This window comes from Kitasatospora sp. NPDC054768 (genome assembly GCF_053612025.1).
Genome location: NZ_JBSHBN010000175.1, coordinates 1 through 17,945, shown reverse-complemented (window position 1 = coordinate 17,945; position 17,945 = coordinate 1). Strand labels below are relative to the sequence as shown.

The window sequence follows — 17,945 nt, the reverse complement described above, 5'->3', positions numbered from 1 at the left end:
CCACCACCGGGCGCCCCCCCCTCCCCTGCCGGGGGGGGCGGGGGCCGCCGGTCCGGGGGGGGGGCGGCTCGCGGCCCCGGGCCGCGCCCCCCCCCCCCCGCGACCGGGGGCGGTCACCGGGTGAGGTCGGCCGGTGCGTCGATCCGGGTCAGCTTCCGCGGGTTGCGCACGATGTAGACCCGGGTGATCCGGCCGTCCTCCACCGCGAGGCTCACCACCGAGGGCTCGCCGCCCATGTCGATCCGCCCGGCCGGCGCGCCGTTGAGCCACACCGTGGTGGTCTCGAAGGCGACCGGCAGCCGCCCGGTGCGCGCGAGCAGCGCCGCCACCGCCCCGGCCCCGTGCACCGGGGCCGTCACGGCCGCCGCGGTCCCGCCGCCGTCGGCGATCAGGACGACGTCCGGCGCCAGCACCTCCATCAGGTCCTGCAGCCGCCCGGTGCGCAGGGTCGCCAGGAACCGTTCCACCACCCGCTGCTGCTCGTCGCGGCTCACCCGCACCCGGGGCCGGCGGGCGGCCACGTGCCCGCGGGCCCGCCGGGCGACCTGCCGTACGGCGGCCGAGGTCTTGCCGAGGGCCTCGGCGATCTCCCCGTACGGCAGCTCGAAGACCTCGCGGAGCACGAACACCGCCCGTTCCGTCGGCCCGAGGGTCTCCAGGACGGTCAGCATCGCGAACGAGACGCTCTCCGCGAGTTCCACGTCCTCGGCGACGTCGGGGCCGGTGAGCAGCGGCTCCGGCAGCCACTCGCCGACGTACTGCTCGCGTCGGCGGGACACCGTCCGCAGCCGGTTGAGGCCCTGTCGGGTGACGATCCGGACGAGGTACGAACGCGGGTCGTGCACCTGCCCGCGGTCGACCCCGGCCCACCGCAGCCAGGACTCCTGCAGCACGTCCTCGGCGTCGGCGGCGGAGCCGAGCAGCTCGTAGGCGACGGTGAAGAGCAGGCCGCGGTGGGTGACGAAGGGGTCCTCGGTCATGCCGGCGACGCCCCGGCCGGGTCGTCGACGACGGCGGTGCGCCGGGCCAGCGGGATCCCGCAGGCGTCGGAGAAGCCCTGGGAGCGGACGCCGTTCGCGGTGTTGTTCCTGGTGGCCATGTTGACGAAGGCGACGTAGGCGGTGAGTTCGACCATGGCCGCCGCACCGAGCCGGTCCAGCAGGCGGTCGTACAGTTCGTCGGTGACGGCCGGCGGGGTCACGGTCATGGCCTCGGCGTACTCCATCACCTCGCGCTCCAGTGCCGTGAACACCTCTGCGGCCCGCCAGTTCGGCACCTGGCTCGCCTTGGCGAGGTCCAGGCCCCGGTTCTGCGCCTGGAAGTAGCCGACGTCCAGGCACCAGCCGCAGCCGACCTGCGCGGCCACCGCCATGTGGGCGAAGGACTTGAGGCTCTCGTCGAGCGCGTCCCACTCGGCGATCCGGCGGGAGAAGTCCAGGTTCGCGGTGGCGACGCCGGGGTTGTGCCAGATCGCCTCGACGGGTTCGAGGGCGGCCCCGAAACCCTTGATCATGTTCTCGTTCAGCTCGGCGGGCAGCTGGGCCTTCGGCAGTCGCAGTGCCATGGTGTCCTCCCGGGTCGGTGGTTCGGCGGGGTGCCGTGTCGTGGTGTTGCCGTGTTGCCGTGTTGCCGGGCATGAAGACACCGCAGGGCGCACGGATGTGACAGCCGGGAGCGGGGCACGGAAAAAAAATCACCTTCGGAGGGGCCGGACGGTTCGCTACAGTCCGCGAGGACTTCCGACCACCGCGAGGAGAACGACACCGTGAACGTCCCCGACGACCGCCCCGCCCCGCCGCTGACCGGCGGCGAGCGCGAGATGCTGCGCGGCTTCCTCGACTTCCACCGGGCGACCCTCGCCCTGAAGTGCGAGGGCCTGACCGACGAGCAGCTGCGCCTGCGCTCCAGCCCGCCCTCCACGCTCAGCCTGCTCGGGCTGGTCCGGCACATGGCGGAGGTCGAGCGCGCCTGGTTCCGCCGGGTGATCGACGGCGAGGACCTGCCGCTGGTCTGGTCCGGGGACGGCGACTACCAGGCCGCGTACGACCCCGCCGGCGCCACCCGCGCCGAGGCCTTCGCCGCCTGGCAGGCCGAGGTCGAGCACTCCCGCCGCATCGAGCTCGCCGCCGACTCCCTCGACGTCACCGGCTACCAGGCCCGGTGGGACGCCGAGGTGTCGCTGCGGCTGGTGATGCTCCACCTGATCCACGAGTACGCCCGGCACAACGGGCACGCCGACTTCCTGCGCGAGGCGATCGACGGCGTGGTGGGGGCGTAGGGCGGGGCGGCCACCGACGGCCCCGGGCACCTGTCGAGGCCTACCAGCCGAGGAGGTGGGTGCGGCGGGTGAGGGCGGTGAGGACGGAGTCGGCAGTGGCCTCGGGGGTGAGGGCGGTGGTGTCGAGGCTGTGGGCGCCGTCCTCGGGCGCCGGGCCGGGCTGGAGGACGACGTAGTGGAGGGCGGCGCCGGTGGCGCGGCTCTCGCGGCGGAAGGTGTCGAGGGTGGCCGGGACGGCGGGGGCCTCCACCACGACCTGGTAGCCGCGGGTGGCGTAGGCGAAGGCGGCCTGGGCGGCCGCGGCCAGGGCGGTGGCGTTCTGGCGCCCGGCCTCGGGCAGGTGGGGCGGGAGCCGGCCGCTGCGGATGACCCGCAGGAAGTCGTCCGTCCGCAGGTGGACGCTCGGGTTCAGCTCCCGGGCGAGCAGCTCCGCGACCGGGCTGTCTCCGGCCCCGGCCGGGTCGACGAGGACGAGGACGCCCCCGGCGCCCAGGCCGCCCCCGAGCTCCGGCCCACCTACGGTCGTACGGTTCACAGCTGCTGATCCCTTCGCGGGCCGGGGACGGGCGGGTAGCCGGGGCGGGGCGGTCGGAGTGCGAAGGAGCTGGTCGGCCCATATCCGGACAACCGACCGCCTCGTCCCTACGACTGATGCGTTTCGGGGATCAACCTAGTCCAAACGGGTGGCCCGAGTCGTCCCCCATCCGGTTCCTGGGCGGGTCGGAGGGGTGCTCGCCGATCGATCGGGGACCGGTGGGCGAGCGCTCGGCGGCCGGTGGGCGAGCGGGCGGTGGCGGGGCGGTGGTCGGTCGGTGACGGTTCGGCGGGCGGTCGGGGCGCCCGCCGCGGGCCCCTACCGGTCCCCGGTCCGCAGCACGATCGGGTTGGTGAGCGCCGCCATCGGGCCCCAGGGCAGGTCCGGGCCCATCGCGTTGCCCCTGCCCGGGGTGCCGTCCGCCTTCGGGTGGCGCACCTCGGCCCGGACGTAGGCGGCGAGCGAGGCGGTGGTGCGCCAGACCACGGTGCCGGCGCCGTCGGCGGGCAGCGACTCCTGGTGCATCTGCCCCTCGTCGGTGAGGAGGCGCACCGTCCCGCCGGGCACGCCGGAGACGGTGAGCCGGACGTCCAGCGGGGCGTCGGCCGGGACGGTCAGCTCCTCGCCGATGCCCACCCGGCGGCCGTGCCCGGTCACGGTGAAGTCCACCTCGACGGCCGAGGATTCGGCCAGCCAGCTGCGCCCGGCGCGCAGCCCGTCGAGGATCGCGTCCCGGGTGAGGTCCTCGGCCAGCACCACGGTGTGGGGGGAGCCGATGACCTGCGGTTCGCTGTGGGCGTCGCTGTTGCCCAGGGCGGGCAGCCAGGAGCGGCCCTCGCGCAGGGCGACGGCGAGCCGGCCGTCCCAGGTGTCCACCGCCGACTCGTCGTCGTACGTCCAGGGGCCGTTCCACACCTCGACGGCGTCGGCCTCCTCGTAGCCGAACTTCCACTGGCAGGCGACGTACGGGCAGTACGGGTGCGCGGGCACGACCAGGCCGCCGGCCCGGTGGACCTGGCGGACGAAGCGGGGGTACTCCTCGTCGCGCGAGCGGTAGCGCCAGTCGACGAACTGGCCGGGCTCCAGGCCGAGGGCCAGCCAGTGGCCGTTGCGGGTGGTGATCTCCTCGCCCGGCAGGATCAGCAGGTCGGGGCCGGCCAGCGGGCCCCAGACGGCGTGCGAGGCGCTGGTGTTGTGGTCGGTCGAGACGATGAAGTCCAGGCCGGCCGCGCGCGCCCCGGCCGCCACCTCCTCGGGCTTGCGCCGCCCGTCGGAGTGGACGGTGTGCAGGTGGCAGTCGCCCCGGTACCAGGCCCGGCCGCGGCCGCGGGCCCGCTCCGCCGGGTAGTGCGGGGTGAACCGCGGCCCGGGCGGGCCGAACCGGAGGGTGACCTCGACGTGGTACTCCAGGCCCTGCGGGGCGACCTGGTAGGGGCCGAGGACCACGTGCCAGGTGCCGGGGTTGATCGGGCCGGGGACGTAGCCGGGGGTCGCGGCGCCGCGGGAGAGGCTGAACGCGGTGCGGAAGCCGCCGGACCAGCCGCGGAAGCCGGGGCCGCCGAGGTCGGTGCCGCGCTCGTCGAAGAGGCCGATGTCGCAGGAGTTGCCGGGGGTGCCGGCCGGGACCGGGGGCTTGTCGTAGCCGTAGGAGACGGCCAGCTCGCGGACGCCCTCGGGGACCTCGACCGGGAGGTACACGAAGTCGGGGGCGCCGGTGGGCAGGTGGCCGGTGAGGGTGAGGGTGCGGTCGGGGGGAGTGGCGCCGGGGCCGTCGGCGGGGGCGGCGTCCGCCCGGCCGGTGGCGGCGGCGAGGCCGAGGGCGGTGGCGGCGCCGGTGGCCAGTCCGGTGCGGAGCAGGTCACGGCGGGCGGGCCCGGCGGTCGGCTGCGGGGTCGGCGGGTCGGTGGGCCGGGAGGTCGGCTGGTCGGGGCGCGGGGTGCTGGGGTCGGTCGGCATCGAGGCCTCCGGATCGGGGCGGGCGGGTCGCTCGCGTGCCTACCCCGGCGAGTGAACCGGGGGTGAGCCGGGGCCCACGGGGGCGGGGCGGCTCGGTGAAGAGGGGCCGGGCGGGGGCGGGGGCGAGTTGCGGGGAGTGACGATTGGTCGGTTCATAGTCATGTCATCGGTTTATATGAGAAATCGCGCGGATGGGAGACGGGCATGACGGTGAGCCGGCGGGCGCTGCTCATGGTGGTGGCCGGAGGCGCGTTGGCGGGGTGCGGTGGCCGGACGTCGAGCACCGGCTCGCCCTCGGCGATACCGCCCGCCGGGCCCGCCGAGGCCGCCGCCGCGTCGACGCCCGGGCCGGATCCGACGCCGGCGCCGACACCCGCGCCGACCTCCGCATCGGAACCCGTGAAGCAGCCCCCGCACGAGCCGACCCGGGCCGAGACGGTCGCGCGGTACGGCGCGCTGGCCCCGAGCGAGTGGGGCCTGGAGGTGTCCGGGGTGATCACCGAGCTGCCGGAGGGCGAGAGCGCCACGGCGCTCACCTTCGACGCCTGTGGCGGCCCCCGCGGCAACGGCTACGACGCCGACCTGATCGACGTCCTGCGGGCGCACGGCGTGCCGGCCACGCTCTTCCTGAACGCCCGCTGGATCGACGCCAACCCGGACGAGTTCGAGCAGCTCGCCGTCGACCCGCTGTTCGAGATCGGCAACCACGGCACCGTCCACCGCCCGCTCTCGGTCACCGGCCGCTCCGCCTACGGCATCGCCGGCACGGGCGACGTCGGCGAGGTGTACGACGAGGTGGCGGGCAACGCCCGGAAGCTCACGGAGCTGCTCGGGCACCCGCCCCGGTTCTTCCGCTCCGGCACCGCGCACTACGACGACGTCGCCACCCGGGTGGTCGCCGACCTGGGCCAGCGCGTGGCGGGCTTCACCGTGAACGGGGACGGCGGGGCGACGCTGCCGGCCGCCGAGGTGCGGCAGGAGGTCGCCTCCGCCCCGCCCGGCGCGATCGTGATCGGTCACCTGAACCACCCGGGCGGCGGCACGGCCCCCGGGGTGGCGGCGGCGCTGCCGGGACTGCTGGCGGCGGGGCGGCGCTTCGTCCGGCTCTCGGACGCGCTGTAGCCGGGCGGGCCGGGGTACGCACCGCGGGCCGTGCGCCTCGGGGCGGGCGCCGCGGGGTGGGCGGCTCAGACCAGGCGCAGGCCGCCCGGGTGCTCCTCCTCGATGATCCGGACCAGCCAGTCGAAGACCGTCGGCCCCCGGCCCGCCCGGGCGGCTTCCAGCTCGGCGGTGATGCGCGCCCGGTTGGTGGGGTGGGCGTGGGCCAGCCGCAGCTCCAGCCGGCGGACCGTCTCCGGGTAGCCGAGGTTGCGGCGGGAGACCTCGTGACGGCGCCACTCGATGACCCAGTCGCCGTCCTCGGGCGTGCCGTAACCGCCGCGCAGGCAGTCGGCGAAGGCGTCGAGGTTGCGGCCGAAGTAGCCGTCCTCGCCGATGGTCCGCCCGACCACGTCCCAGAAGTCGTCCAGGGTCTTGATCTCGTTGCCGTCGATCACATAGGTCACCGTCACGGGGTCGAGGATATGCCGCGCCGACGGCGGTTCAGGAGGCCGCCCGGGGCCGCCCGGGAGACGCCCGGGCGACCGCGGCGTCTCCTGGCGCGACCCCGGCGCGACGTCAGGGGGAGACGGCGATCGCGGTGGCGAGCAGCCCGTCCCGGACCGCCCAGCGCCCGTCGAAGCCGTCGATCCGGCGGCCGCCGACCACCGGGCCCGGGACCAGCAGCCGGGCGGTGAAGGTGCCGTCGGGGGAGAGGTCCAGCTCGGCCTCGTCGAAGTCCAGGAACAGCAGGGTCAGCGGGAACCAGGCCTTGTAGACCGACTCCTTGGCGCTGAACAGGATGCGGTCCCACGGGACGCCCGGGTGCTCGGCCGCCAGCTTGGCGAGCCGCTGTCGCTCGACCGGCAGCGCGACGGTCTCCTCGACGCCCTCCGGCAGCGGCAACGCGGGCTCGGCGTCGATGCCGACGGAGGCGAGGGTGCCGGCCCGGGCGACGGCCGCCGCGCGGAACCCGTCGCAGTGGGTGAGGCTGCCGACCACGCCGTCCGGCCAGCTCGGTGCGCCGCGCAGGCCCGGGACCAGCGGCCGGTACGGGACGCCGAGCCGGGCGAGGGCGGTCCGGGCGCAGTGCCGGACGGTGGTGAACTCGCGGCGCCGCTTGTCGACGGCCCGGGCGACGGACGGCTCCTCCTCGGGCTCCAGCCGGGCCTCCGGCGGGTCGTCGTAGGCCACCTCGGTCACCACGACGTCCGGCAGCAGGTCCCCGATCATCCGTTCCCCCCTCGGTCGGCTGCGCGGCCGGGCCGCCGCGCGGGACGAGGGTAACCCGGGTGGGGGGATCTTGGTGGAGGAACGGGGACCATCGCCGGGCGGCCCGGCTACTCGAAGGCGGCAGCCGCCTCGCGCAGCGCCCGGGCGACCGTCTCCGGGTCGTGCGGCGCGGGCCCGCCGGGCAGGTAGGTGACGGAGTGCAGGGCGCCGGTGCAGCGGAAGGAGCGGTGCCGCTCGTGCAGCGGCCAGGAGACCGGGGACTTGCGGTCGATGCCGACGCTGATGCCCTGGAACGGCGCCATGCCGATCAGCTGGTGGACCGGGCCGAGCCGGCCGCCGCCCCGGCCGCCACCCCGGCCGCCGTCGGCGGGGGCGCCGTCCACGAGCAGCCGGAACTTCCACCTGAGGTCGGCGACGGCGGTCGCCTCCCGGGTTGCTACTGCCCGAGCAGGCGGGCGAAGTCCAGCCCGAGGCTGCCGAGGACGGGCAGCGCGCCGAGGTCGGTCACGCCGGCGACGGGGATGCTGTAGCCCTGGTTCACCTCGCGGGGCGCCGCACCGGCGGCGACGGGTGCGGTGGTCGGGAGCAGGACGGTGCCGAGGAGCAGGGCGACGAGCGAGGTGCGCATCTGAGGGGCCTCCGAGGGACGCGGGTGACGTTCTGTCAACACTGTCCGTGGCGGGGCGGTCACGCATCTTCGCCCCTTCGGCCGTATGGGTAAAGATGCTTGCCTTGTGTTCATGCCGACATCGTGGAGGTCTGGACCACCTTGCGGGCGGGCGCATACGTTTCCTCCACAAGGGCGGACATTCGGTTGACGAACTGTCGTGCGAATGTGTCGAGTTCCGCATGTCATGCCCATGCCTGCCCATGCCCTGCACCGCAACCGGAGGGAACGAACCATGCGCGCCATCGGCAAGAACCTCAGGATCCTCGCGGGCGCCCCGCTCGCCGCAGCCGCCCTGATCGCCCTCGCCGCGGGCTCCGCCAGCGCCGCGATACCGATCAACAAGCCCATGACTGGCAAGGCCACCTACTACAACGACGCCGGCTACGGCGCCTGCGGCACCCAGATCAACGCCGCCACCCAGATGCTGGTCGCCGTCTCGCACACCTGGTGGACCACCGCCAACCCCAACAACGACCCAGTCTGCAAGGGCATTTCGGTCAAGGTCAGCTACCAGGGCAAGACCATCACCGTCCCGGTGAAGGACCAGTGTCCCTCCTGCGACTCCACCCACATCGACCTCAGCCAGCCCGCCTTCGCCAAGCTGGCCCCGCTGGACAAGGGCGTCATCACCGGCCTGAGCTGGCAGTTCGTCAAGACCGGCCTGAACGGCAAGACCGTCGAGCTCTCCGCCCCGATCACCGGCTCCACCATCGGCTGAACCGGCCCTCGGGCGACGGTGCCCGCCCCCGCTCGGTCCACGGGGGCGGGCGCCGGGGCCGCCTGTAATCGACGATCCGTCAGATGTTGTGCCACCAGTACTGGTTGGCCTGGCTCCCGCAGTCCCAGAGCTGCACCACCGGGCCGCGCCCCCAGTTGTAGATGTCCAGGCACTTGCCGGCGGCCTCGGGGCTGGAGCTGGTGATCGTGGAGGCCTGGTCGAGCTGCGCGGCGGGCTGCGCGTTCGCGGCCGCGGGACCGGCGAGCAGGGCCGGTGCCGCGGCGGCGGCCCCGAGGATCGAGCCGACTCGTGTGGACACGTTCATTCCTGGACTCCCGTGGTCGGACTGTGTCGGACCACCGACGCCGGGGCCGTGACGGCGACGGGGCCAGGGGGGTGCCGGCCGTTCGGGATCACGGCCGTTCGGGTGTTCCTCCCGGCGTCGGACGGGAGGGGGTCATCGCGAGCAGCAGCTGGACGGCCGGCGGCGCCGTCCGGGGATCGTGGGCCAGCCCCAAGGTGACCGTCGGCACCGGGGCGGTGAGCCGGCGCAGGCAGACGCCGGGAATCCGGAACACCCGGGCCCGGCCCTCCGGAATGGGCGCGATGCCGTACCCCGCCGCCACCGCCAGCAGCAACTGCTCGTCGTCCGGCTCCTCCCGCACGATCCGGGGCGAGCGGCCCGGCCACAGCTGCTCGGTGATCAACGCGTGCATCCCTGGCCCGTTCTCCCTCGGCCACAGCACCACCGGCTCGTCCGCGATCCGGTGCCGGTCGATCCGGGCTCGGGTGCGGGCGAGCGGATGGCCCGCCGGCACGGCGAGCAGCAGCTCCTCCTCGGCGATGATCCGGCAGTCGAGCCCTGGGACGTCCAAGGGGGGCCGGACGAACGCCGCGTCCAGCCGCCCGGCCAGCAGCTCGGCCACGTTGTGCGAGGTCCAGCCGGTCTGCAGGGCGACGTCCAGCCGGGGGTAGCGGTTGCGGAACTCCGTCACCAGGGCGTCGCAGACCCCGCCCCGGGCGGAGCGGGTGTACGCCACCCGCAGCCGCCCCGCCCGCCCCTGGACCACCGCCGCCAGCCGCTCCTCGGCCGCCGCCACCTCCCGCAGCACCCGCCGGGCCTCCTCCGCGACCGCCCGCCCGACCGGGGTCAGCGCGCAGCCCTTGCCGGTGCGCTCCACCAGCTCCACGCCCAGCTGCCGCTCCAGCGCCTTGACCTGCTGGCTCAGCGCCGGCTGCGCGATCCGCAGCCGGCCGGCGGCCCGGGTGAAGTTCAACTCCTCGGCCAGTACGGAGAAGTAGCGCATCCGGCGCAGATCCATCCGGAGCTCCGTCCGTAGATCCATCCGGAGATCCGTCCGCAGATCCGTCCGCCTGTCCATCCGGCGATGATAAGCGCGCCTTATCGCCCGGGACAGAACCGGTCTTGGACGGGACCGGGCGCGACCGGCTTACCTGGACACGGCCGCCGACATCGGGTCGGCGGCCCTCGGACGGAGGGGTTCGCGATGGACGTCGTCGTGGTCGGAAGCGGAATCATCGGGCTCACCACAGCGATCCGCCTGCAGGAAAAGGGACTTCGGGTCGTCGTGGTGACGGCCGACGGCCTGCTGTCGACGACCTCGGCGGTGGCCGCGGCCGTCTGGTTCCCCGTCGCCACGGGCACCGACAGTCGGGTGGCGGACTGGTCCGCGACCGCCTTCGCCGAGTTCGCCCGCCAGGCCGCGGACGGCGTACCCGGCGTCTCGATGCGCAGCACCCGGATGCTGGAGCACGAGCGGCAGTCGGAAGGCCTGCCCTGGTGGGGCGACGCCGTCCCCGACCTGCGCCGGCTGACGGCCGCCGAACGCGGACCGGAGTGCGCGGACGGCTGGTCGTTCACCGCCCCCGCCGTCGAGATGCCGCTCTACCTGCCCTGGCTGTTCGGCCGGTTCACCGACAACGGCGGCGAGCTCGTCCACCGCCGCCTCGACGCCCTCGACCAGGCCCTGGACTGGGCCCCCGTGGTGGTCAACGCCACCGGACTCGGCGCCCGGAAGCTCTGCGACGACCGGGCGGTGCACCCGGTGCGCGGCCAGCTCGTCCTGGTCCACAACCCCGGACTGCCCAGCTCGACCCGCATCCAGGACGACCCGGCCGGCTACACCTACATCCACCCCCGCAGCACCGACGTCGTCCTCGGCGGCACCTTCCAGCCGGACGACTGGAACACCGCACCCGACCCGGCCACCGCCGAGGCCATCCTCGCCCGCTGCACGGCCCGCATCCCGCAGCTCCGCGACGCCCGCGTCCTCGCCCACGCCGTCGGCCTGCGCCCCGCCCGCCACGGCGGCCCCCGCCTCGAAGCCGACCCCGGCGGTCGGGTCGTCCACACCTACGGCCACGGCGGCGCCGGCGTCACCCTCAGCTGGGGCTGTGCCGACGCCGTGGCGGCCCTGGTGGAGCCGCACTGAGGCGAGTCGGGTCTTGGGGGCGGAGCAGGATCCGACAGTTCGTCAACGACTGTGGGCTCGAACGCATTTGCGGACTTCCGTCGCCCTGTTCGGTCCTGACCGACGGGTAGGTCCCGGACCGGTCACAGACCCATCACACGGTCCGCACCGAACAGTGCGGGCTCGCTACGGTCGCTCCCACTGCCCGCACCACGCCCCAGAGGAACCAATGCGTCGCACCGCCCTCACCCTGCTTGCCGCCGGCACCACCGTTCTCGGCCTGGCGGCCTGCGATCCCAGCCTCAGCACCAGCAGCAGCAAGAGCACCGCTCCCGCCGTCGCCGCGACCACGGCGGGAGCCCCCGCCCCGGCGGCACCCGCGGCAAGCGACACCGCCCCCGCGGCCGCCCCGCCGGCCGCGGCCCCGGTCGGCGGTGGTGACGCCGCGAAGGACGCCGAGATCACCAAGTGCACGATCAACGACGTGCTGAAGATGCCCGAGGCCGAGGTCAGGATCACCAACCACAGCGGCAAGAGCAGCAACTACATCGTGCAACTGGAGTTCACCGACACCTCCGGCACGCGCGTCGCCGAGGGCGCCGCCGCGACCAACAACCTCGCCCCGAACCAGGCCGCCGTGCAGAAGGCCCCGGGAACGGCGCAGGTTTCGGGCAAGGTCGGCTGCCGGATCACCAACGTCACCCGCTACGCCGCGCCCTGAGTCGAAGGCACGGCCTCCCCGCCCGCCGGGAGACGGGCGGGGACGCTGCCTCACCCCGTTCCCGAGGGCGTGAGGTCCGGCCAGGGGCGGCCCGCCCGGTCGGAGGCGGCGGACCGCAGGAGGTCGAGGACCGTGGAGCCCGGATAGGTCCGGAAATCGCGGTGGGTACTGCGGTGGTAGCAGCTCCAGTAGCTCACCACCCGCTGTTGCGTGCGGGCGAAGAAGGCGGGGTTGTCGACGAGGAACCGCCCGTAGGCCAGGCGTCCGGGGGAGCCCGGCACGGCGAGCGAGCGCAGCTCGTCCCGGATGTCGACCAGGATCTCCAGGACGTACTCGCCGACCAGCTGCACGACGAACGGGACGACCCACGGGTCGGTCGAGCCGACGATCTCCGCCAGGTGCCGCCGCCGGACCGTCCCGTCGTGGTGCCGCGAGTACAGGCAGTGCAGGGCCGAGCATACGGGCGGGTCCGGCCGGGTGTCCGGTCATTACGTGCACGTAGCGGGGGACCCCGGCGCGGGGTTTTCGCCACGGTTGCGCGCCGGGATCGCTCCGCTCCCGCCTCCGCTCACCAATTCCGTTCCTCCGGAGGAACCTTGGCCTCGATCACGCTCGACGCCGAACGCCGTGTCCACGCCGACACCGGGCGTGTCCGGGTCGCCGCCGTGGACGCGCTGCGCTCGCTCGGCTTCCAGATCACCTCGGAGATGGCCACCGTGGTGGAGGCCCGGCGCGGCTCCGCCGTCCGCTCGGCGATGCTCCTGCCCGACCAGGTGCCGGTGACGGCCCGCCTCCACCTCGCGCCCGCCGACGGCGACCGCACCGCGGTGTCCCTGCACCTCGCGGACCGGGCGGTCTCGGTGATCGCCCTGGGTGTCCAGGACCCGTACGTGGCTGCCCTTCCGGACCACGCTGGGCGCCCTCGACCGGGCCCTCACCGGCCGCTCACCGTCTGCGCCACCACGCCCCGGTGCTCCCCGCCCTCCATCGCCCCGCCCGTCCGGATCCTGGCGTGAGGCTCACGGGGACGGGCCCGCCTCCGCGATCGCGCGGGTGCGGGACCGGTGCGGACCGGTGCGGACATGGCGTGCGGCGGCTGCGGGAGGCCCGTGGCCGCTACCGCCCCGTGAGGAGGTCGGCGAGGGCGGTCAGCGAGTCGACCGTCCAGTCCGCCTCGGGGGCCCGGGTCGTGAGGCCGATGTGGCCTCGGCGGAGGTGGGCGGTTCGCAGGCCCGCCGCCCGGGCCGGGGTGATGTCGTTGGCGGGGTGGTCGCCGACGTAGAGGATCTCGTGCGGGTCGCCGGGGGCCCAGGCGAGCAGGCGGTCGAAGAACTCCGGGGAGGGCTTGGCGGTGCCCCAGTCCGCCGAGGTGGCGATGGCGTCCGCCGGGAGCGCGAGCCCGGTCAGCAGGCCGGTGACCGGCGCGTTCTGGTTGCCCGCGATGCCGACCCAGAGGCCGGCGTCGCGCAAGCGGTGGAGGGCGGGCCGCACGTCGGGGTAGAGGTCCGTCTCGTCGAGGTGCTCGCCGTGGCCGGCGGCCTCCCGGGCGCGCCACTCGGCGGCGATGTCGGCACCGGGGCGCAGGACGCGGACGGCGTCGGAGTTGTCCCGGCCCCGGGCCACCACCGCGCCGACGAGGGCGGACATCGTGTGGGTCGGCACGCCGAGCCAGCGGGCCCAGCCGGCCCAGTAGCGGGTGTCGGAGACCAGGGTTTCGCCGATGTCGAACACCACGGAGCGGACCATGCGGGCAGCTTACTGTTCTGGGGTCCGCAGGTGGGTCGAGCGTGGGGATTCCGAGGGTGTCCGAGGACAGGAAGCCGGTGCTGTACGTCGTGGTGTGCGCGGCGGGGGTCGCGGGCGGGGTGGGGGAGCTGATCTCCGCCGCGCAGGAGCGGAACTGGGACGTCGGGGTGGTGGCGACCCCGAACGCCATGGCGCTCATCGACGCCGACGCGATCGTCGCGCGGACGGGGCGTCCGATCCGTTCGGCCTGGCGCAGGCCGGGGGAGCCGCGGCCGCTGCCGGACCCGGACGCGATCGTCGTCGCCCCGGCCACCTTCAACTCGATCAACAAGTGGGCCCTGGGCATCTCGGACACCCTCGCCCTCGGCATCCTCTGCGAGTCGTACGGCTGGGGCGTCCCGGTCGCCGTGCAGCCCTGCCTGAGCGCGGCGCAGGCGGCGCACCCGGCCTACCGGGAGAGCCTGGCGAAGCTGCGGCGGATGGGGGTGCGGATCGCGGACTTCACGCCGGGTTCGTACAGCTGGACGCGGGCCCTGGACCTGCTCCGGGACTGACAGGGTGGCTGATCGGCGGCGGCGATCCTTGCACTGTGAGGGGTGGCCCGCGGCGGACCCGCGGAGGTAGCGTCCGGGCAGGTCGGCGAGGGTGTGGGAGGTTTCCGGTGGCGGCGGTCAACGGCGAGGTGTCGTTCTGGTACGCGGCGGACGGAGTGCCCGAGGCGGGTCCCGGGCTGCCGGGGGACCGGGACGTCGACGTGTGCGTCGTCGGCGGCGGGTACACCGGGCTGTGGACCGCCTACTACCTGAAGAAGGCCGACCCCGGCCTGCGGATCGCCGTCCTCGAACGGCGCTTCTGCGGCTACGGCGCCTCCGGGCGCAACGGCGGCTGGCTGTACAACGGCTTCGCGGGCCGCGGCGCGTTCGCCAGGAAGTACGGGCAGCAGCGCGCGGCGGCGATGCAGCGGGTGATGGACGAGGCGGTCGGGGAGGTCGTCGGTGTAGCGGAGACCGAGGGGATCGAGGCGGACATCGTCCGCGGAGGAGTCCTCGAAGTCGCCCGGAGCAAGCCGCAGTTGGAGCGCCTCCGCGCCCATGTCGAGGGCGAGCGGGCCTACGGCGAGGGGCGCGTCGAGCTGCTCGGCGAGAAGGAGGCGAGGGAGCGGATCGACGTCGCCGGCACCCTCGGCGGCTGCTGGACCCGGTACGGCGCCCGCATCCAGCCCGCCCGACTCGCCCGCGGACTCGCGCGCACCGTGCGGGAGTTGGGCGTCGAGGTGTACGAGGGTACGGCGGTCACCGCGATCCTGCCCGGCTCCGGCTACCGCAAGCCCCGCGCCGTCACCCCGCGCGGGACCGTCACCGCCGACCATGTGCTGCGCGCCACCGAGGGGTTCACCGCCGGGCTGCGCGGCGAGAAGCGCACCTGGCTGCCGATGAACTCCGCGATGGTCGCCACCGAGCCGCTGCCGGACGGGTTCTGGGCGGAGGCCGGCTGGCAGGGCCGGGAGCTGCTGGGCGACTTCGCGCACGCGTACATGTACGCCCAGCGCACCGCCGACGACCGGATCGCGCTCGGCGGGCGGGGAGTGCCGTACCGGTTCGGCTCGCGGACGGACTCGGACGGCAGCACCCAGGTGGAGACGGTGCGCCAGCTCCGCCGGATCCTCGACCGGTTCTTCCCGGCCGCCGCGCAGGCCCGGATCGACCACGCCTGGGCGGGCGTGCTCGGCGTGCCCCGGGACTGGTGCGCCACCGTCGAGCTGGACCGGGTGAGCGGGCTCGGCTGGGCGGGCGGGTACGTCGGCAGCGGGGTGACCACCACCAACCTGGCCGGCCGCACCCTGCGGGACCTGGTGCTCGGCCGGGACACCGAGCTGACCCGGCTGCCGTGGGTCGGCCACACCGTACGGCGTTGGGAGCCGGAGCCGCTGCGCTGGCTGGGCGTGCACGCGATGTACGCCGCGTACCACGCCGCCGACCGGCAGGAGGCGGACGGGCGGGCCACCACCTCGCCGATCGCCCGGGTCGCGGACGTGGTCGCCGGGCGCTGAGCCGCCGGACGACGAGCCGCCGGACGTCGGGACCCCGGGCGCCGAGCCGCCGAACACCGGGTCGCCGCCGCACGGGCCGCCGAACACCGGCCCGCCGACCGGGCGCTGGAGGAGTGCGGTCAGCGCCCGGTTGACGGCCCGGCCTGCCGGACCGTGTGGCGGCGGCCGCCGGTGCCGTCGCCCGGCCAGGATGTGCGGATGACAGTGAACGAGCCGGATCCGCCGACGGCGTCGCCCGGTCCGCGGCCGCCGCGTCGATGGTCCGTTCGGACGTGCCGCCGAGCGGAGTCGGCCCGCAGCACCGACGGTGAAGGCGTGCTGAGGAGAACCCTGCCGGCCCTTGCGGTCGCCCTGCTGCTCTGCGTGCCCGGGAGCGGCGCGTGGGCCAGGTCGCCGGGCCGACAGGTGGCGGTCGTCGACCAGGCCTCGCGGAGCGTGCTGGTGCTGCAGAGCGCCGAGGAGCTGATGGCCTACCGCGGGCCGGGCCGGCTGCCGGTGGTCTGGGGCTGGAGTGCCGACCGGGCACCGGAGTTGGCGGATCTGACGCCCGCGCGCAGCTGGATGAACCCGGACGAGGCGAAGTCCCGTATCCGGCAGGGGCGCCGCTACCTGCTGACGACGGCCTCCGGCGGGTTGGCCGCCGTCGTGGAGACGACCGTGGGCCGCGTCCACTGGGCGGCGGACCTGGGGACGTCCGTCAACCCGCACAGCATCGAGCTGCTGCCGGACGGCAACGTGGCCGTGGCGGCGAGCGCGGGCGGCTGGGTGCGGCTGTACGCGGCCTCGCAGGGTCCGCGGGCCGCCGCGTACGCGGAGTTCCCGCTGCCCGGCGCGCACGGGGTGCACTGGGACGGGCGGAGCGGCCTGCTCTGGGTGCTCGGCGACACGTCGCTGAGCGCGCTGAGGGTGGGCGGTACCCCGGCCGCGCCCACCCTCACCGTGGTGCGCAGCAGCCCGTTGCCGGGGCGCGGCGGGCACGACCTGGCGGGTGTCCTGGCGGCTCCGGGGCAGTTCTGGGTGACCACGCTGGCCGGCCTGTGGCGCTTCGACCCGGCCACCGACCGCTTCACCGCCGTGCACCTGGCCGATCCGGCCGCCGAGCGGGACGTCAAGAGCGTCGGTGACGAGCCCGGCACCGGCCGGCTGCTCACGATGGCGCCCGAGCACGCCGCTCCGTGCGACTGGTGCACCTCGGTGATCACCCTGCACCGGCCCGATGGGGCGCGGTCGCTGCGCGGCACGCATCTGTACAAGGCGAGGTGGTGGAGTGGCTGGTAGCAGACTTTGGACTGCGGGGCGCCGATCTCGGGGCGCGCGTCGGAGATACCACCCGAAATGCGGACGGCATTCGGCTGATGGGGCATATTGTGTACACCGACAAACTACTCCGATGGGGGTCAGTTTCCCGTCGCGGTCCGCAAACCATCCGTCGCCCCCGGTCGGCTGGGATAGCGTCTTGGGGTCGGGGGGTCGACACCGATCCGGTGCAATCGAACGCTAGCTACTGGGCCGTAACGGCCGAATGAGTCATGGAGAAAAACATGCGGAATTTCCCTGCGGAAAACCGGCCGGACGGAGTGGACGATCTCCAGCTCGCGATGGAATCACTGGCCGCCTTCCCGTCCCGGAACGCCGGAAGCGGGGCCGATGTGACCGAGCGGCTCGCCGCCGTTCACGATCTGTGCCGCGCGGTCGACGCGGTACTGGACAGCCTCGTCGTCCAGGCCGCCGCCGAGGCCGCCGAAGAAGGGTGGACCGCGGCCCGGATGGCGGCCGAACACTCCGGCTACTACGCCAGGTTGCAGCGTGCGCTGCTCCCCGCCGGTGCCGGGCTGACCCGGCCGTGAACGCGGTGCAGCCGGGCGTGCACGTGCTGTCCTGCCCGACCCGGTGGAGCGACGTCGACGAGAACGGGCACATCAACAACGCCCGTCTGGTCGGCTACGTCCAGGAGGGGATTTACGACCTGTTCCGTCACCACGAAACCGCGGTGAGGGAATCGCTGTTCTCCTCCGGATTCATTATCGCGAGGCACGAGATCGACTACCTGGAGCAGTTGCACCACCGGCCCGAGCCGCTGGCGGTGCGACTCACCGTGGAACGGCTGGGGCGCAGTTCGGTGCAGGTCGAGGTGAATGTCTGCCGCGATCGGCTCACCTTTATGCGGGCGCGGACCGTGGTGGTCGCGCGGGACCGCGAATCCGGCCGCTCGCGGGCGCTGAGCCCGGCCGAGCGGATCTTTCTCTCGGCGTTTATGGCGGACGCGGCCCGCGCCCAGGCGGTCCTGGCGGCCACGACGGTGACCGCGGCGACCACGGTGACGGCCCCGGCGACGGTGACGGCCCCGGCCCCGGCGGTGGTGGGTGCCGCCACGACGGTGGCCGCGGCGGCGGTGACCGCGACGACCCCGGCGCAGCGCGTACCGGGCGGCGAGGGGCGCAGGGGGGGGGGGCGCCCCCCGCCCGGCGGCCCGGGAGGGGCCCGCCCCCGGCGGGTGGGGACCCCCCC

Annotated in this window: 22 protein-coding genes and 1 pseudogene; 11 read left to right on the top strand and 12 right to left on the bottom strand. The window is 74.6% G+C overall.

The features are described 5' to 3' along the window. Positions 1 to 113: 113 nt before the first annotated feature. Together ACWGKU_RS34875 and ACWGKU_RS34870 are read right to left on the bottom strand one after the other, a co-directional pair. Positions 114 to 980 carry an RNA polymerase sigma-70 factor gene (locus tag ACWGKU_RS34875; RefSeq protein WP_452178030.1) on the bottom strand — a complete coding sequence of 289 codons (867 nt, stop codon included), beginning with the start codon at positions 978 to 980 and terminating at the stop codon, positions 114 to 116. Continuing rightward, entirely contained in the window at positions 977 to 1,564 is a 588-nt protein-coding gene (locus tag ACWGKU_RS34870) for a carboxymuconolactone decarboxylase family protein (RefSeq protein ID WP_401054878.1), read from the bottom strand. Before ACWGKU_RS34870 ends, ACWGKU_RS34875 begins: the two co-directional genes overlap by 4 nt. Positions 1,565 to 1,819: 255 nt before the next feature. Between ACWGKU_RS34870 and ACWGKU_RS34865 the strand changes: the two genes are divergently transcribed. Further along, positions 1,820 to 2,278 carry a DinB family protein gene (locus ACWGKU_RS34865; protein WP_380353898.1) on the top strand — a complete coding sequence of 153 codons (459 nt, stop codon included), beginning with the start codon at positions 1,820 to 1,822 and terminating at the stop codon, positions 2,276 to 2,278. A 40-nt stretch (positions 2,279 to 2,318) separates the two neighbouring features. Here ACWGKU_RS34865 and ACWGKU_RS34860 read toward each other — a convergent pair whose 3' ends face one another. After that, the gene (locus ACWGKU_RS34860) at positions 2,319 to 2,813 is read right to left on the bottom strand and encodes an ATP-binding protein (RefSeq protein WP_401054879.1); all 495 of its coding nucleotides are present in this window, start codon (positions 2,811 to 2,813) and stop codon (positions 2,319 to 2,321) included. A gap of 318 nt (positions 2,814 to 3,131) precedes the next feature. Next, positions 3,132 to 4,769 (bottom strand): CehA/McbA family metallohydrolase, encoded by a 1,638-nt coding sequence (locus tag ACWGKU_RS34855; protein WP_452178031.1) that lies wholly within the window; start codon positions 4,767 to 4,769, stop codon positions 3,132 to 3,134. A gap of 204 nt (positions 4,770 to 4,973) precedes the next feature. Here ACWGKU_RS34855 and ACWGKU_RS34850 point away from each other — a divergent pair, with 204 nt between their 5' ends. Then, positions 4,974 to 5,891 carry a polysaccharide deacetylase family protein gene (locus ACWGKU_RS34850; protein WP_452191701.1) on the top strand — a complete coding sequence of 306 codons (918 nt, stop codon included), beginning with the start codon at positions 4,974 to 4,976 and terminating at the stop codon, positions 5,889 to 5,891. A gap of 65 nt (positions 5,892 to 5,956) precedes the next feature. Here the strand turns inward: ACWGKU_RS34850 and ACWGKU_RS34845 are convergent, their stop codons facing one another. The 4 genes and pseudogenes from ACWGKU_RS34845 to ACWGKU_RS34830 all read right to left on the bottom strand — a co-directional run bounded on the left by ACWGKU_RS34845 (position 5,957) and on the right by ACWGKU_RS34830 (position 7,728). Next, positions 5,957 to 6,340: a barstar family protein gene (locus ACWGKU_RS34845; protein ID WP_359904826.1), complete on the bottom strand. Its 384-nt coding sequence runs from the start codon at positions 6,338 to 6,340 to the stop codon at positions 5,957 to 5,959. 106 nt (positions 6,341 to 6,446) lie between these two features. Then, positions 6,447 to 7,100: a 4'-phosphopantetheinyl transferase family protein gene (locus tag ACWGKU_RS34840; RefSeq protein WP_401053843.1), complete on the bottom strand. Its 654-nt coding sequence runs from the start codon at positions 7,098 to 7,100 to the stop codon at positions 6,447 to 6,449. 107 nt (positions 7,101 to 7,207) lie between these two features. Continuing rightward, positions 7,208 to 7,567: pseudogene (locus ACWGKU_RS34835) on the bottom strand (arylsulfatase); the annotation flags it as partial. Then, positions 7,537 to 7,728 carry a hypothetical protein gene (locus ACWGKU_RS34830; protein ID WP_359904821.1) on the bottom strand — a complete coding sequence of 64 codons (192 nt, stop codon included), beginning with the start codon at positions 7,726 to 7,728 and terminating at the stop codon, positions 7,537 to 7,539. The pseudogene ACWGKU_RS34835 and the gene ACWGKU_RS34830, both read right to left, overlap by 31 nt. Positions 7,729 to 8,002: 274 nt before the next feature. Here ACWGKU_RS34830 and ACWGKU_RS34825 point away from each other — a divergent pair, with 274 nt between their 5' ends. Further along, on the top strand, positions 8,003 to 8,488 hold the full coding sequence (locus ACWGKU_RS34825; RefSeq protein WP_380353832.1) for a cysteine/serine endopeptidase inhibitor: 486 nt from the start codon (positions 8,003 to 8,005) through the stop codon (positions 8,486 to 8,488). 79 nt (positions 8,489 to 8,567) lie between these two features. On the opposite strand, the gene ACWGKU_RS34820 is transcribed toward ACWGKU_RS34825, so the two are convergent. Further along, positions 8,568 to 8,807: a hypothetical protein gene (locus ACWGKU_RS34820; protein ID WP_452178033.1), complete on the bottom strand. Its 240-nt coding sequence runs from the start codon at positions 8,805 to 8,807 to the stop codon at positions 8,568 to 8,570. Between the two features lie 94 nt (positions 8,808 to 8,901). After that, positions 8,902 to 9,834 (bottom strand): LysR family transcriptional regulator, encoded by a 933-nt coding sequence (locus tag ACWGKU_RS34815; RefSeq protein WP_452178034.1) that lies wholly within the window; start codon positions 9,832 to 9,834, stop codon positions 8,902 to 8,904. A 162-nt stretch (positions 9,835 to 9,996) separates the two neighbouring features. Here ACWGKU_RS34815 and ACWGKU_RS34810 point away from each other — a divergent pair, with 162 nt between their 5' ends. Both ACWGKU_RS34810 and ACWGKU_RS34805 read left to right on the top strand, forming a co-directional pair. After that, the gene (locus ACWGKU_RS34810) at positions 9,997 to 10,941 is read left to right on the top strand and encodes an FAD-dependent oxidoreductase (protein WP_452178035.1); all 945 of its coding nucleotides are present in this window, start codon (positions 9,997 to 9,999) and stop codon (positions 10,939 to 10,941) included. A 208-nt stretch (positions 10,942 to 11,149) separates the two neighbouring features. Then, positions 11,150 to 11,641: a hypothetical protein gene (locus ACWGKU_RS34805; RefSeq protein WP_401046687.1), complete on the top strand. Its 492-nt coding sequence runs from the start codon at positions 11,150 to 11,152 to the stop codon at positions 11,639 to 11,641. Between the two features lie 50 nt (positions 11,642 to 11,691). Here the strand turns inward: ACWGKU_RS34805 and ACWGKU_RS34800 are convergent, their stop codons facing one another. Then, positions 11,692 to 11,991: a hypothetical protein gene (locus ACWGKU_RS34800; protein WP_452178036.1), complete on the bottom strand. Its 300-nt coding sequence runs from the start codon at positions 11,989 to 11,991 to the stop codon at positions 11,692 to 11,694. 246 nt (positions 11,992 to 12,237) lie between these two features. Between ACWGKU_RS34800 and ACWGKU_RS34795 the strand changes: the two genes are divergently transcribed. After that, positions 12,238 to 12,657 (top strand): hypothetical protein, encoded by a 420-nt coding sequence (locus ACWGKU_RS34795; protein WP_452178037.1) that lies wholly within the window; start codon positions 12,238 to 12,240, stop codon positions 12,655 to 12,657. A 100-nt stretch (positions 12,658 to 12,757) separates the two neighbouring features. Here the strand turns inward: ACWGKU_RS34795 and ACWGKU_RS34790 are convergent, their stop codons facing one another. Next, complete coding sequence (locus tag ACWGKU_RS34790; protein WP_401046679.1) at positions 12,758 to 13,387, bottom strand: HAD family hydrolase; 630 nt, start codon at positions 13,385 to 13,387, stop codon at positions 12,758 to 12,760. 56 nt (positions 13,388 to 13,443) lie between these two features. Between ACWGKU_RS34790 and ACWGKU_RS34785 the strand changes: the two genes are divergently transcribed. From ACWGKU_RS34785 to ACWGKU_RS34765, 5 genes are all read left to right on the top strand, one after another. Further along, entirely contained in the window at positions 13,444 to 13,941 is a 498-nt protein-coding gene (locus ACWGKU_RS34785; protein ID WP_401046677.1) for a flavoprotein, read from the top strand. 107 nt (positions 13,942 to 14,048) lie between these two features. After that, complete coding sequence (locus ACWGKU_RS34780; RefSeq protein WP_401046674.1) at positions 14,049 to 15,437, top strand: NAD(P)/FAD-dependent oxidoreductase; 1,389 nt, start codon at positions 14,049 to 14,051, stop codon at positions 15,435 to 15,437. Between the two features lie 315 nt (positions 15,438 to 15,752). After that, positions 15,753 to 16,715, top strand: coding sequence for a DUF6528 family protein (locus ACWGKU_RS34775; protein WP_452178038.1), 963 nt, complete (start codon positions 15,753 to 15,755; stop codon positions 16,713 to 16,715). A gap of 251 nt (positions 16,716 to 16,966) precedes the next feature. Further along, positions 16,967 to 17,284 (top strand): hypothetical protein, encoded by a 318-nt coding sequence (locus tag ACWGKU_RS34770; protein WP_380544493.1) that lies wholly within the window; start codon positions 16,967 to 16,969, stop codon positions 17,282 to 17,284. Then, a partial coding sequence (locus tag ACWGKU_RS34765; protein WP_452191700.1) for an acyl-CoA thioesterase occupies positions 17,281 to 17,945 on the top strand: 665 nt, incomplete at its 3' end. The genes ACWGKU_RS34770 and ACWGKU_RS34765, both read left to right, overlap by 4 nt.

Coding starts and splice junctions, on each gene's coding strand:
- ACWGKU_RS34770 (WP_380544493.1), top strand. CDS start 16,967: ATGGAGAAAAACATGCGGAATTTCCCTGCGGAAAACCGGCCGGACGGA.
- ACWGKU_RS34840 (WP_401053843.1), bottom strand. CDS start 7,100: ATGATCGGGGACCTGCTGCCGGACGTCGTGGTGACCGAGGTGGCCTAC.
- ACWGKU_RS34815 (WP_452178034.1), bottom strand. CDS start 9,834: ATGGATCTACGGACGGAGCTCCGGATGGATCTGCGCCGGATGCGCTAC.
- ACWGKU_RS34810 (WP_452178035.1), top strand. CDS start 9,997: ATGGACGTCGTCGTGGTCGGAAGCGGAATCATCGGGCTCACCACAGCG.
- ACWGKU_RS34830 (WP_359904821.1), bottom strand. CDS start 7,728: ATGCGCACCTCGCTCGTCGCCCTGCTCCTCGGCACCGTCCTGCTCCCG.
- ACWGKU_RS34805 (WP_401046687.1), top strand. CDS start 11,150: ATGCGTCGCACCGCCCTCACCCTGCTTGCCGCCGGCACCACCGTTCTC.
- ACWGKU_RS34825 (WP_380353832.1), top strand. CDS start 8,003: ATGCGCGCCATCGGCAAGAACCTCAGGATCCTCGCGGGCGCCCCGCTC.
- ACWGKU_RS34875 (WP_452178030.1), bottom strand. CDS start 980: ATGACCGAGGACCCCTTCGTCACCCACCGCGGCCTGCTCTTCACCGTC.
- ACWGKU_RS34790 (WP_401046679.1), bottom strand. CDS start 13,387: ATGGTCCGCTCCGTGGTGTTCGACATCGGCGAAACCCTGGTCTCCGAC.
- ACWGKU_RS34855 (WP_452178031.1), bottom strand. CDS start 4,769: ATGCCGACCGACCCCAGCACCCCGCGCCCCGACCAGCCGACCTCCCGG.
- ACWGKU_RS34870 (WP_401054878.1), bottom strand. CDS start 1,564: ATGGCACTGCGACTGCCGAAGGCCCAGCTGCCCGCCGAGCTGAACGAG.
- ACWGKU_RS34865 (WP_380353898.1), top strand. CDS start 1,820: ATGCTGCGCGGCTTCCTCGACTTCCACCGGGCGACCCTCGCCCTGAAG.
- ACWGKU_RS34850 (WP_452191701.1), top strand. CDS start 4,974: ATGACGGTGAGCCGGCGGGCGCTGCTCATGGTGGTGGCCGGAGGCGCG.